Annotated in this window: 13 protein-coding genes and 1 tRNA gene; 8 read left to right on the top strand and 6 right to left on the bottom strand. The window is 48.9% G+C overall.

Going from position 1 to position 13,077, the window contains the following annotated elements; genetic code table 11:
• The first annotated feature begins 225 nt into the window (after window positions 1-225).
• On the top strand, window positions 226-996 hold the full coding sequence (locus ACOQOZ_RS14080) for a substrate-binding periplasmic protein (RefSeq protein ID WP_420588785.1): 771 nt from the start codon (window positions 226-228) through the stop codon (window positions 994-996).
• A 112-nt stretch (window positions 997-1,108) separates the two neighbouring features.
• On the opposite strand, the gene ACOQOZ_RS14075 is transcribed toward ACOQOZ_RS14080, so the two are convergent.
• The 5 genes from ACOQOZ_RS14075 to ACOQOZ_RS14055 all read right to left on the bottom strand — a co-directional run bounded on the left by ACOQOZ_RS14075 (window position 1,109) and on the right by ACOQOZ_RS14055 (window position 6,094).
• Window positions 1,109-2,371 (bottom strand): malic enzyme-like NAD(P)-binding protein, encoded by a 1,263-nt coding sequence (locus ACOQOZ_RS14075; RefSeq protein ID WP_420588784.1) that lies wholly within the window; start codon window positions 2,369-2,371, stop codon window positions 1,109-1,111.
• A 149-nt stretch (window positions 2,372-2,520) separates the two neighbouring features.
• On the bottom strand, window positions 2,521-3,855 hold the full coding sequence (locus ACOQOZ_RS14070) for an ATP-binding protein (protein ID WP_420588783.1): 1,335 nt from the start codon (window positions 3,853-3,855) through the stop codon (window positions 2,521-2,523).
• 12 nt (window positions 3,856-3,867) lie between these two features.
• Complete coding sequence (locus ACOQOZ_RS14065) at window positions 3,868-4,560, bottom strand: response regulator (RefSeq protein WP_420588782.1); 693 nt, start codon at window positions 4,558-4,560, stop codon at window positions 3,868-3,870.
• 128 nt (window positions 4,561-4,688) lie between these two features.
• Window positions 4,689-4,973, bottom strand: a complete 285-nt coding sequence (locus ACOQOZ_RS14060; protein WP_068654125.1) for a lipoprotein — start codon at window positions 4,971-4,973, stop codon at window positions 4,689-4,691.
• An 83-nt stretch (window positions 4,974-5,056) separates the two neighbouring features.
• Entirely contained in the window at window positions 5,057-6,094 is a 1,038-nt protein-coding gene (locus tag ACOQOZ_RS14055) for an AI-2E family transporter (protein ID WP_420588781.1), read from the bottom strand.
• A gap of 110 nt (window positions 6,095-6,204) precedes the next feature.
• On the opposite strand from ACOQOZ_RS14055, the gene ACOQOZ_RS14050 reads away from it, so the two are divergent.
• From ACOQOZ_RS14050 to ACOQOZ_RS14025, 6 genes are all read left to right on the top strand, one after another.
• A tRNA-Leu gene (locus ACOQOZ_RS14050) sits at window positions 6,205-6,289 on the top strand.
• Window positions 6,290-6,512: 223 nt separating this feature from the next.
• On the top strand, window positions 6,513-6,866 hold the full coding sequence (locus tag ACOQOZ_RS14045) for a hypothetical protein (protein ID WP_420588780.1): 354 nt from the start codon (window positions 6,513-6,515) through the stop codon (window positions 6,864-6,866).
• Window positions 6,867-6,911: 45 nt separating this feature from the next.
• Window positions 6,912-8,060, top strand: coding sequence for a hypothetical protein (locus ACOQOZ_RS14040; protein WP_420588779.1), 1,149 nt, complete (start codon window positions 6,912-6,914; stop codon window positions 8,058-8,060).
• Between the two features lie 159 nt (window positions 8,061-8,219).
• Complete coding sequence (locus ACOQOZ_RS14035; protein WP_420588778.1) at window positions 8,220-8,561, top strand: CidA/LrgA family protein; 342 nt, start codon at window positions 8,220-8,222, stop codon at window positions 8,559-8,561.
• Window positions 8,558-9,244: an LrgB family protein gene (locus ACOQOZ_RS14030; protein WP_420588777.1), complete on the top strand. Its 687-nt coding sequence runs from the start codon at window positions 8,558-8,560 to the stop codon at window positions 9,242-9,244. Before ACOQOZ_RS14035 ends, ACOQOZ_RS14030 begins: the two co-directional genes overlap by 4 nt.
• A 45-nt stretch (window positions 9,245-9,289) precedes the next feature.
• Window positions 9,290-11,737, top strand: a complete 2,448-nt coding sequence (locus tag ACOQOZ_RS14025) for an ATP-binding protein (protein WP_420588776.1) — start codon at window positions 9,290-9,292, stop codon at window positions 11,735-11,737.
• Window positions 11,738-11,769: 32 nt separating this feature from the next.
• Here ACOQOZ_RS14025 and nudE read toward each other — a convergent pair whose 3' ends face one another.
• Window positions 11,770-12,333: an ADP compounds hydrolase NudE gene (nudE, locus tag ACOQOZ_RS14020; RefSeq protein ID WP_420588775.1), complete on the bottom strand. Its 564-nt coding sequence runs from the start codon at window positions 12,331-12,333 to the stop codon at window positions 11,770-11,772.
• Window positions 12,334-12,375: 42 nt separating this feature from the next.
• Here nudE and yrfG point away from each other — a divergent pair, with 42 nt between their 5' ends.
• Window positions 12,376-13,032 carry a GMP/IMP nucleotidase gene (gene yrfG / locus ACOQOZ_RS14015; protein WP_420588774.1) on the top strand — a complete coding sequence of 219 codons (657 nt, stop codon included), beginning with the start codon at window positions 12,376-12,378 and terminating at the stop codon, window positions 13,030-13,032.
• Window positions 13,033-13,077 lie beyond the last annotated feature (45 nt).

Raw genomic sequence — 13,077 nt, 5'->3', positions numbered from 1 at the left:
CCTCTATCAGAGCGACTGATCAGCAAAACCGATACAGCACCCTAATCTGACCGGAGTCATTCCGGTCTAAAAAAAGCCCCGCTAACCAGGACGGTTAGCGGGGCTTTTTTGTGGCCATTAAACGCGTATTTTTTTGGTTGTGATTGGCTTCACTTTTTACAGATTTCACAAATCTTTTTGGGCGTATCCGCTAAGCTTAAAGAATGACAATTGAGGGTGAAATTTATGCTGTTAAGTCGAATGCTTTGGCTGTGCATTTTGCTGACAGGGACGCTCGCAGTACAGGCGCAACAAACGATCACTATGGGTACCGGCATCTCGATGCCGCCTTACGTTATTGCTGCCAAAGACCGCGGAATTGCGGTGGATCTGTTTCGTGCCGCGATGGAGCAGGTCGGAATCAAGGTAAAAATTGCGTACGACGACAACGCCAACGTGCTCGATTCATTTAATGATCGAGCGCTGGATGTGATTTTTGTCGCGAACCGTGAGCTTGCCCCAAATGCTTATTTTTCTGATCTGCCGCTGGTGGTGTTCCACAATCAGGCAGTTGCTCTGGAAGGTGGGGATGTGAAGCTGGAGCAGATTCGCGATTTACGTTATTACCGCCTGGGTGCTTTCCGTCTGGCAAATAAGCTGTTGCCGCCACCTTATGCTGCAACCAGTGAGCGAGCGGTGGATTATCGCGAGTATGTGCAACAGATCGAACAGGTACAGGATCTGTTCCGAAAGGATCGGCAAGTGCTGGTGATTGATTCAACCATCTTTCGCTATTACCTGAGTCAGTTACGTCGCCAGAATCCATCGAGTGAAATGTATCGCCAGCAATATAAGTATTTCGACCTGTTTCCGAAGTCGCGCTACTTTGCGGTATTTCACGATCCGGATATGAAAAAAGCATTCGATGAAGGGTTTGCCAAAATCCGTAAAAACGGCCGCTATGAACGTATTTTACGTACTTATCAGGCGTTGTTATCCGACTATCTTTTCCGCTAATCATTTTACCGGCACAAAAAAAACCGCGATCTCGGTTTTGAGTCGCGGTTTTTTCTGAAGCTTGCCTTGCCGCTACCGCTTATGGGCAGTACAAGGCTGAGTCATCTGTTACTCAGATGTCTTCGATAGACTTCAGTGGGTAGTTTGCAGGCAGTGGGCCAGCAGATACACCTGTGTCGATTGCAGCTTGTGCAACGGCAGTCGATACAATACCCAGCAGACGAGAATCGGTCGCTTTCGGGATGATGTAGTCTTTACCGAATTCCAGAGAATCCAGCTTGTATGCATCCAGAACTTCCTGAGTTACCGGCTCTTTCGCCAGCTCAGCCAGTGCTTTAGCAGCAGCCAGTTTCATTTCTTCGTTGATGCGCTTAGCACGTACGTCCAGAGCACCACGGAAGATGAATGGGAAGCCCAATACATTGTTCACCTGGTTAGGGAAGTCAGAACGGCCAGTTGCCATGATAGCGTCTGGACGAACTTCTTTAACGATTTCAGGCATGATTTCAGGAACAGGGTTCGCACATGCGAATACGATGGCGTTATCAGCCATAGTTTTGATCTGTTCGCCGGTAACCATGTTAGGACCAGACAGACCCAGGAAGATGTCAGCACCTTCGATAGCGTCATCAACGGTACGCTTGTCAGTATCAACAGCGAACGCTTGCTTGTACTGGTTCAGGTCATCACGGCCAGAGTGGATAACACCCTTACGGTCACACATGAAGATGTTTTGTGGGTTCATACCCGCCAGGATCAGCAGCTTGGCACAAGAGATAGCGGCAGCGCCGGCACCCAGAACGGCCATTTTAGCTTCTTCGATCTTCTTGCCCTGAATTTCCAGAGCGTTCAGAACACCAGCAACGGTTACGATAGCAGTACCGTGTTGGTCATCGTGGAATACCGGGATATCACACTGCTCGATCAGAGTGCGTTCGATTTCGAAACACTCAGGAGCTTTGATGTCTTCCAGGTTAATACCACCGAAAGTGTTAGCAATACGACGAACAGTGTCGATGAAAGCCTGTGGGCTTTCAGATTCAACTTCGATGTCGATAGAGTCTACGCCAGCGAAACGTTTGAACAGCAGAGACTTACCTTCCATCACTGGCTTAGAAGCCAGAGGACCCAGGTCGCCCAGACCCAGAATCGCAGTACCGTCTGTAATCACAGCAACCATGTTGCCCTTAGCGGTGTACTTGTAGGCGTTCTCAGGATCTTCTGCGATGGCTTTTACCGGCTCAGCAACGCCTGGGCTATAAGCCAGAGACAGGTCGCGGGCGGAATTAGCAGGGGTAGTCAGCTCAACGCTGATTTTACCTGGCTTAGGATTCGCGTGGTAATCGAGAGCAGCTTGTTTCAAATCTTCTGACATAGTACTCGTCCAGTCTTGTCGCATTGTAAAAAACCCTCAGGTGTACTTCAGTCCAATAGACACCCGGGTTAAGGGGGCGTATTTAATACCAAAAACTCCCCCTTGTTACCAGAAAAAACAGGGTTTTTACCCAGATTTGTCAGAGATAATCAGTTATTCCTCTTACGCGGTAATCGCATTGTGATACGCAGACCGGGTGATTGATTGGAAGCCTCAATGATTCCGTCGTGTAATTCAATAATCCGGTAAACCAGAGCCAGGCCAATGCCATAACCACCGGAAGCGTGGTCACGGGCAGAATCCACCTGAGTGAAAGGATCAAAAATGCGTTTCAGATCTTCTTCCGGAACCCCCGGCCCCTGATCCTGAATGGCTATCTCAATACTGCCGTCGTTGGTCAGGTGGCTGCTGACATCCAGTTTGCCGCCTTCGGGCGAGAAACGAATGGCGTTACGCAGGATGTTATCGACGGCACGCTCAACCAGAACCCAGTCCCAGTTGCAGTCGATGTCTTCTGCCGGCAAGCGGCTTTGCAGCTGGATCTGTTTTTCATCCATTTCGATTTCAGCATCTTTGATCCAGTTATCGAGCTGGCTGGCCACCGAACGGCGTTCCAGGTGCAGCTGATTACTGTCTTGTTGCTGTAAACGAGCCAGATCGAGGATCTGACCAACTAAACCATCGACCTGGCCAACGGCACGTTCGATACGGTCGTGTTCGTTTTGCAGTGAGCCTTCAGGGTCTTTTTTACGGGCAATACCCAAAGCGATCTGCAAGCGTGTCAGTGGTGAGCGCAATTCGTGAGAAACATCGCGCAGCAGTTGCTGGTGGCTTTGTAGCAATCGGTTTAACGCCTCCGCCATATCGATGACATCGCCGGATAACTCACCAATTTCGTCGTAGCGGCTGGCATCAGATTTAATTTCAGAAACGTCGAAATCGCCTTTACCCAGTTTTCGTACCGTGCGCTGCAGGCGGCGAATCGGCCGGGTCAGGCTCCAGACCAGAGCGATACACAACAGGGTAACGACCACCAGGAATACGATCGGCACCATCCAGCGCTGTTCGTCATCCCAGATGCTGCTCCAGTGCTGGCGGCGAATGCCTATATAAAGGTAGTCACCACGCTGAATCGGGCCGACCATCAGAAAATCATCTTCCTGACCCCAGAGAATTTTGCGCATGTCGGCGGCGGTGTCGACGAACTCTTCAACGTCGTGTGGCAGCTGGCTGACCATATCCACCGGAACCGCAACCAGGTTCCAGTCCGGGCGCAGCTTACGCCACAGTTTTCGGCCTTCAGCCATAATCGGACGTTTGAGTTCCATCAGCCGCAGCAGGTGAACCCGCTCCCGCTGGCTGGCTTCACGGACGTAATCGTCGGCGATCCAGTGGCTGGTGGAAACAGCGGAAAAGATGGCGAGAAAGATGACCGCCCAGAACCAGAAGAAAATTTTGAAGAAAAGAGTGCGGTGCCAGCTCATAGAATGGATTACTCAGCCGTTAACCAGCTGGTAGCCACGGCCACGCACGGTTTTTATCCAGTCGGAGTCGTCATCACGTTTGCCCAGTTTTTTCCGCAGGTTGCTGACGTGCATATCAATCGAGCGGTCATACGCCATTAACGGACGACCCAGTGCGGCAATCGACAGACTGTCTTTATCGACCAGTTCACCAACGTGATCCATCAGGCACTGCAGCACACCAAACTCAGCGCCGGTCAGCGCCAGTTCAACACCATCACAGGTTGCGACCCGTGTTGATGGATCAAGCTTCAGTACGCCCACTTCGTATTTGTTGTCGGATTTTTCCGGGGATTCACTGCTGATTTCGATACGGCGGAATAACGCCCGAATACGAGCAACCAGCTCGTGATGGTGATACGGCTTGGGGATGTAATCGTCAGCGCCGTGCTCGAGACCCAATACGCGATCGACACTTTCGCCGCGGGCCGTCAGCATAATCACCGGCAGGGATGACTTTTCGCGTAATGCTTTTAACACTTCGAAGCCGTTCATTTTCGGCAACATCACGTCGAGCAGAACCAGATTGTAGTCACCTGATAACGCCGCTTCGAGACCGGATTCACCATCCTGGCGGGTGGTCAGCTCAAAGCCTTCCATGCCCAGGTATTCCTGCAGCAGCTCGCCAAGTTCAAAGTCGTCGTCAATTAAAAGAATCTGGTACATAACATCTCCCGGGTATCTGCAGGGAGATTAGCGCCAGAAACTGCGCCAGAACAGCAGTTTTGACCCTTCCTTACGAAGGTTGAAATAAATATGGGAAGCCAGCCGCAGTGCGCGGCTGGAATCGCTGATTACTTTTTCAGTTCACCATTTACTGTGGTGTAGTCGACACCTAATAAACGGCTTAAAACACCAATCAGGGAGTCGGTATCGTTGGGCGTAGAGATCAGAGTGGTAACGGTTGCACCCGGCGGAACCAGTGCCATGGCTCGTTCCTGAGTGTCGCCACCCGGGAATTGCATAAACAGTAAATTGAAGTTTTCGGCGTGTGAAGAGAAGGTTTCGTCGGTGGTACGCAGACCCGAGCAGCCAGATAACAGAGCAATGGTCAGGGCGGAGAAAATCAGTTTTTTCATGGGGGTTCCTTTTTATTGTTTTGATGGCCGCAATGCGGCCATCGCCAACTTAAAAGGAGCTGGAAGGACGGTCAATGTCCGATTCAGTCATGATCCAGCAAGGTAGCAATCCAGCGTGACTGAGGGCGGCTTTCCAGCGCGATCTTCATCACCATGGTTAACGGAATCGACAGCAACATACCCACCGGACCCAGTACCCAGCCCCAGAAAACCAACGACAGGAATACCACCAGTGTTGATAGACCCAGCGAGCGGCCCATCAGGCGCGGCTCCACCACATTACCAAACACCGTGTTTACAACCACATAAGACACACCCACCAGAACGGCTTCGCCGACACCCAGCTGAATCAGAGCAATCAATACGGCCGGGATGGCCGCAATAATAGAACCAATGTTGGGAATGTAATTCAACAGGAAGGCCACTAATGCCCACAGAGCAAAATAGTCAACGCCGATAATCCACAGGATCAGGCCAATGGTGGCACCGGTGCCCAGACTGACCAGAGATTTAATCGCCAGGTATTGCTGCACTGAGTTGCTGAAGCGTTCAAACTGCACAAACGCGGTGGTTTGCTCGCCAAAGGCACGCTTTAATTTGGCCGGGAAGCTGCTGGCTTCCAGCAGAATAAACACCACCGTAAACAGAATCAGGAAGGTATTGGTTAACACACCACCAAGGCCGTTAAACACGGTGCCAACCATCTTCATTACAGCCCCAGGGTTAACGTATTCGGCAACGATATTGTCCGCTACTTGAACTCCCATATCACGCAGCCAGGTAACGACTTGTTGTACCAGCCCTCCCAGTTTGGCTTCGTAAGTAGGGACATCCTGATAAAACGAATTCAGCGTACTGCCGATAAACGTCGCCAGCATGGTTCCCACCAGAATAAAGCCACACAACAGGGTCAGAACGGAAACTACTTCAGGGACTTTATGGGAGGTTAACCAGCGCATCAGAGGGGCGCTGATTACGGCGATAAAGATTGCCAGTAAAAAAGGCACCAGCATGGCTGCGGCACTTTTAACGCCGGCAATAACAATCACAGCCGCTGCAGCGGTGAGGATGATATTGCTGGCCAGGTGGGTACGCTCCTGCGTCATAATCGGATTATCCACAAAACAATTTTCGCCACCTTAGCAAAAGCCAATGTGATGTGCAGTGGAAAAATATTGCATCAGGGGCTTGGCAAACGCGCTGCGCTTTATTAATATGCGCGCCCTGTCATGCGGAAGTGGTGGAATTGGTAGACACGCCAGATTTAGGTTCTGGTGCCGTAAGGTGTGAGAGTTCAAGTCTCTCCTTCCGCACCAATCATTATCAAAGAAGTAAAAAATAGTCTTCAATTGGTAATGTGTTCTATGTGCACCTCTGTAATCATTCTGTAACAAAGTCTGTGTAAATTCATATTCTGTTATGCTACTCAATAGTGCTGATTAATTATTAGACATAAGAAATCTGCTTTTTATACTGCGCTCTTCGTAGCATTGTTAATATGTAATCGGTATTAATTACTGAAATCGAGGCTAAGCACGGATGAAAAAAATCTCTCTAATTTTACTCCTACTCTCAATTAATATTTCTGCGTACTCTGCAAGTTGTCCCAGCGCATATAAAATAGACAGATTAGGTGCCGATGGTGGATATGTTTTTTTCTCTATTGACGCTGGTTCTAGCCTTGATGTTAGTGATGTAAACTTCTATATAAATACTAGCCTTTATCCTGATTTGGCAGATATGGCTAAACTGGCCTATTCAATGAATCACTATGTTAAGTTCCACTTTAATGGGGCGAATAACTGCAATGATAATCAAATGGAAGACCATGTTGATAGTGATGAAAAAGAGTTGCTTGTCTATAAACTAGAATTGTATGGAGTAAACGGATAGATATATTTTTATGCTAAATAAGTGTTTTTAGGTAAAGGACTGCATATGAAATACACCATTTTGATAATAATTTTTCTATGTAATTCAGCTTTTGCTGTATCAATTTACTCAGATGGTTTTATATCTAACTCTTATGGACAGTATCTGTCTGCCAAAAACTTGAAAGGATGTTTCGAGTATGAGCGTTCGCTAAGCCTTTTATGTACAGAGGCCTTAGAAAAAATTAATCGAAATCTTGCTCGAATGAATGGCCGTATTTTAGTTGGAGAAGAAATTGGTAGGATTCCTCTTCAACGATACGAAATTAGCGAAAATGTTGATTTTCGAAGAGGTTATTTTTCGTTCAAGTCTGATCAAAATAATACTGAGATATTCCCCGATGGGCTAAAGTTCTCTGGGGTTTCACAAGTTTATGCTCGAGAGATCAAGATTAGCTCTAACAGTATTGGCGGCGATGGAACTATCAGGAATCATAACGTAGATCTTGTTGGTTTGGGAAAGGATATTGACTACGATGTAGATTTATCTGCTGAAAGTGGGTGGGCTAAACTCGGTATTTTCATATCATTTTTTCCGAGGTTATTTGAACAACCTGATGGTAGTAAAGTCTTAGTGCTTGAGCCGACAGTAAGAGTTTTGACAGGAGAGTATGCTCTAGAAGAAATTGATTTTGACGTAGATTTTTATTTGCCTAATTTTTTATTCACTCTTGTAAACTTTATTGCAAAGAGTTGGCTTATGACAGAGTTTAAATGGCCAGAGAATTTAAAAAACGTTGCAACTTTATCTAAGTTTTTAACTTACTTGAAAGGCTTTATAGAGAGTGTGTGTTTACCTGGTGCAGATCCAAAGTGTAATACTGAGGAGTTTGGAATTGATACCGCTTTCATAAAAGATATCTTTTGGGATCAGTTTATTGAGCCTGTTGCTGTGTCAGCATCGGTATTCGCACTAGATCATGCAGAGTCAATGTTCGGAACGATGTTTCACTATCTGGCTCAAGGTGTGATCAATCATGATCATGATACTGTAACTAATAGGCCGTTCTTCAATTTAGAGCAAAAATTAGATGTTGAATTAAGAACCCTTATGGGTGCAAATTCTGATGGACTAGTCTTTATCGAGATAGATCAACTAGAAGATAAATGGGAAGAAGTCCGCACAGCTTCATTAGTATCAACTGGAATTTTTTGAATTGCATAATGCATACTTCTGGCAAAAACTAAAATTCACTTAGGCTTTTAGTTTTTACGTGGCGATTTAGTTGAATCGCCACGCATTGTCGGTTCATTAGTTGTTGTAGTATTTGAATATATCTATAGAATGAGGTAAATATTTAAGCATAAATGGCTCATGCTTGGTCTTCTCTTTCTTTTAGTCTTTCTTGTTGTTGGTGGCGCTCTTCAAAGCCAGTTTTCATTGCCTGTTCCGGCCGCTATTGTTGGCATGTTATTACTGCTGATTTTTCTCGTTATTCGCGGCAAAACCCCTGATTCTCTGCAGCAAACCACTAAATCGTTATCGCCGTTATTACCCTTATTCCTGATTCCCGTCAGCAGCGGCATCATCACCCAGAAAGAAATCATCAGCGACTACGGCTTTGAGCTGGTTGTGATTCTGGCTGTTAGCCTGGTACCCGGCATTCTGGTCACCGGACTGATTATGACCATGGGCAAGGGAGGCAAACAATCATGATCTCTGAATTGCTGAGCCTGCCGTTGTTCTGGGCAACACTGACCATTGCCGCGTTTGTAATTGGTCAGAACGTTTATAAAGCGACTGGCAACAGCCCGTTTCTGCCGCCTATTTTATCCAGTGTTGCGCTGGTGGTGACCACGCTGGAGCTCAGCGATACGCCTTATCAGGTTTATATGGAAGGCGGAAACCTGATCCATATTATGCTTGGGCCCGTGATTGTGATGCTGGCGGTGCCCTTGTATCAGTTTTTACACACCATGCGTGATCAGTGGCAACGCATAGCGCTGGCTGTGATTGTTGGCAGCGGTACTACGGTGGCTTGCGCTGTACTGTTGACCCAATGGTGGGTTGGCGATGAAATTCTGGCCAAAACCATTGCCACCAAATCCATTACCTCACCGGTTGCCATTGCCATTGCAGAACAGGTGGGTGGCATTGCAGCCATCGCCTCTGCTTCGGTTATAGTGACTGGAATTTTTGGCGCTGCGATGGCGCCGGCATTACTAAGAATGATGCGTCAGGATGATGCACAAACCGTTGGCTTAACGCTGGGGATTTGTGCCCATGCGATTGGCACCGCCCGGGCGCTTGAGCTGGGCTCTGAACAGGCTGCCTATGCGGCCATGGCGATGACGCTGACGGCTACCCTGCACGCACTGCTACTACCATGGATTGTTTAGCCATATAACGCTATGGTTAACGGACTTGCCCACAAAGGATATTTCATGGGCCGCAAGGTTTCGCTTTTCTGGCCATTGGCCCTGTTACTGATACTGCTCAGCGCTGTTGTTGGAGCCGGGCTTAATTATCAGCGCGCGCTGGATCAACAGGCGGGCGAGCTGCTGCGTAAAGCGAACTCTTATAAATCCCACCTGACCCGTTCCCCGTCCGATTTTAACTTTAATGCTGCAGAGCTCGAATACGACGGCTATATCCTGCGCTATGTGCGTCAGTCCCCCCAGGGCCTGCAGGTGTTGTGGGAAAACAATGCACGGATTCCTGCCATGGCGCTGCAGAACGCTGTTCGCGGCAGAGATACCCAGGAGCGTATCACCTGGCAACACCATAAATATCAGATTGTTGCGATCAGCCTCAGCTCCGGGTATGGCTTGTTTATGGCCGTTTCGTACCAGCCTTTACTGCAAGATGCGATGAACCTGGGGCTCTGGCTGTTGGGTCTGAACCTGGTATTAGTGCTGGTGCTGTACCTGATTGGCAGACGTTGGCTGGTTGAGCGACGCGATCAGAAGGTCAGTGAACTGGGTCTGGATCACATGACTGGCATCGCCTTTTTTGTCGGGCGCAATTTTTACTTTACCGATGGTAACTCCGCTTTCTGGAGCCTGTTTAATATGCAGGACTGCAGCAAGCTCGAGGATATTGTTACCGAAGAAGACTGGAACAAGGTTCAGGGATACCTGCAGCAGTCGAAGGAAGACAATGTCGCCATCGACTTCGAATGCAGTCTGCTCGATCAGTATCAGGAAGTGGGCCGCTGGGCATTGCACGTAAAACCCTGGTATCGCGAAGGTTACACCGGCTGGCTGGTGACCGGTGATGACATCAGTAAGCGTCACCACATGGAGCTGGAGTTACGTAACGAACAACAGCGGGTGACAGCCTATTTTGATTCGATGCAAACCCTGCTGGTGATTTGTGATAAGTACGGCAATATTGAGCGTATTAACCAGCAAACCCAGGCAATGCTCGACCTGCCCCAGTCGCAGTTAATTGGTTATCCGATCCGCAGTTTATTGCCCAACAGTGAAGCCGCGCGACTGCTGGGGATGTGGCGCGAACTACTGACGTCAGACATCGAAACCTTGTCGCTGGAATGTCCGATGATTTCTGCATCTGGCAAAGAATCCATCATCAGCTGGCGCATCACCAAGGTAGAAGATCCGGGAACCGGCCGGGTGGAAGTGGTGTTGGCGGGGCTGGATATATCCGAATCGGTGGCCAACCGCACGGCTCTGGAAGTGGCTAACCGCCGCATTCGCGAAACCTTGTCTCAGGCGGAAGCGGCGAACCAGAGTAAATCAATCTTCCTGGCCAGCATGAGCCATGAAATCCGAACACCCATGAACGGTATTCTTGGTGCTGCGGAGTTGTTACTGGAAAGCCCGCTGCAGGATGAACAGCGCAATTATCTGGAGATTATCCACAGCTCGTCGAATGCCCTGCTCGATATCATTAACGACATTCTCGACCTGTCGAAGATTGAATCCGGTAACCTGGAAATCGAGCGCATCGACTTTGACCTGAATAAGTTGCTGCGCGACGTTTATCAGCTGTTCTCCGAGCCATCACGACGCCGGGGCCTGGGACTGGTGTATTTATACGATTCTGCCCTGCCCGCTCGCTGGTTAGGTGATCCTAAGCGTATCCGGCAGATCATTACCAACCTAGTCAGTAATGCGCTGAAGTTTACTGAGCAAGGGCGTATCGAAATCCGGGTGTCCGGTGAAACAATTAACGATCACAGCCACCGTCTGAATATCCGTGTTAATGACACCGGGATTGGTGTTTCTCAGGAAAAAATCGAACAGATCTTTTCGGCCTTTCGTCAGGCGGATACCAGCACCAGCCGCAAATATGGCGGTACCGGCCTGGGGCTGACCATCAGCCGTCATCTGGCCCAGGCGATGGGCGGGGATATTCAGGTCAGCTCTGAGCTGGGCCAGGGCAGTTGTTTTACTCTGCAGTTAACACTGCAGGCGGATGACCAGAGCACAACAGAACCGGCGGTGAAAGACCGCGACGCCGCTCCGGCTGAAGTACCAAAAGATGAAATCAAGCTCAGCGGTTTGGTGCTGCTGGCTGAAGATAATCAGGTGAACCAGCGTATTGCAGAAAAGATGCTGCAGCGCTTAGGACTCAGCTGTCACATTGTTGAAAACGGCGAACAAGCGGTTGCAGAAGTGCTGCAAAAAGATTACGACCTGGTGCTGATGGATGTGAATATGCCGGTGCTGGATGGTATCGCGGCAACCGAACGAATCCGTGATTTATCCTATCCGAAAAATCAGGTTTCGATTATCGCCTTAACGGCCAACGCCATGATGGAAGACCGCAACCGTTGTCTGGCTGCGGGCATGAATGGCTTTGTCAGCAAACCGATCAAGCTTGATGCCCTGCGCGAAGCCATTGCCGGAATTCTGGAAAAAAACTGATGCGGCAATGGTGTTGCAGCTTTAGGGTCTGATCAGAGAGTTTTACCGTCGAAGCGCCCGGCCAGATATTCCTGCGCTAATACCAGGGCGGCAATGGCGCGGCCTTCTGTGCAATCATCGCGACCATACAATTCATGCAGGTTGGCCAGTTTCCATTCCACCAGTTCCAGCGGTTCCGGCTCATCGCCTTCAAGCTGCGACGGGTATAAATCCCGTGCCAGTACCACGTCGATACCACCACTCATATAGCTCGGCGACAGGCTCATCTTTTTCAGGTGAATAAATTCTCTGGCGGCAAAACCAATTTCTTCCTGTAATTCGCGGTTGCAGGCATCACGCATGGTTTCACCCAGATCCACTGCACCTTTCGGCAACGTCAGAGTGTAATCTTCTACACCACCGCCATATTCGCGAATCAGCGCAACGGTTTCATCATCTAACAGGGCCACCATCATCACCGCACCTGAGCCACCCGGAACCAGGCGTTCATAGGTGCGCTCCACGCCATTAGAAAACCTTAAATCAAACGATTCGATGCGGAATAAACGGCTTTGTGCCACCATAGAGCGATGCAGAATTTCGGGTTTCTTATGCATACCTGACCTGTTTTCCAAACACTGTGTGACGAGTATAACCCTATGAGCCTGCCCGATTGGCAACAAATTGATACTGTGCTGCTGGATATGGACGGCACGTTATTGGATCTGCATTTTGATACCTACTTCTGGCTGACCCATATGCCAAAAGCTTATGCCGATCATCATGACATGAGCGAGGAAGATGCGCTGGCGGAGCTGAATAAAAGTTTTGTTGGTTTAAAAGGCACGCTGAACTGGTATTGCCTTGATCACTGGAGTGAACTGACCGGCTTGCCGATAGCGGAGTTAAAGCGCGACGTCGAGCATAAAATTGGCTTCCGTCCCCATGTGAAAGACTTTCTGAAAACGCTGAAAGAGATGGGCAAACGCACGGTGATTGTGACCAATGCACATCGCGATAGCGTCGATCTGAAAATGGAACACACTCAGCTCGATCAGCTGGTGGATCGGGTGATTTCTTCCCATGACTATCAGGAACCGAAAGAGAGTCAGGCATTCTGGGATCATCTATTGCGCGAAGAGCCGTTTGATAAACATCGCACACTGCTGGTGGATGACAGTCAGGCGGTGTTGAAATCGGCTGAGACCTGGGGCATCCGCTGGTTATTAACCATTTATCATCCGGACAGCCAGCAGCCACCCAATACCGATAGCGAATTTCCCGGAGTACATCACTTCGACGAGCTGGACTTTTAAAGAGTGGATAAAGGGTTGAGCCATTAATCCGCAAAGCAGGTAAGT

Source organism: Bacterioplanoides sp. (assembly GCF_965219715.1).
GTDB lineage: Bacteria > Pseudomonadota > Gammaproteobacteria > Pseudomonadales > Oceanobacteraceae > Bacterioplanoides.
Note: the sequence above shows the minus strand (reverse complement) of the source record. Positions and strands in the feature narration are given on the sequence as shown.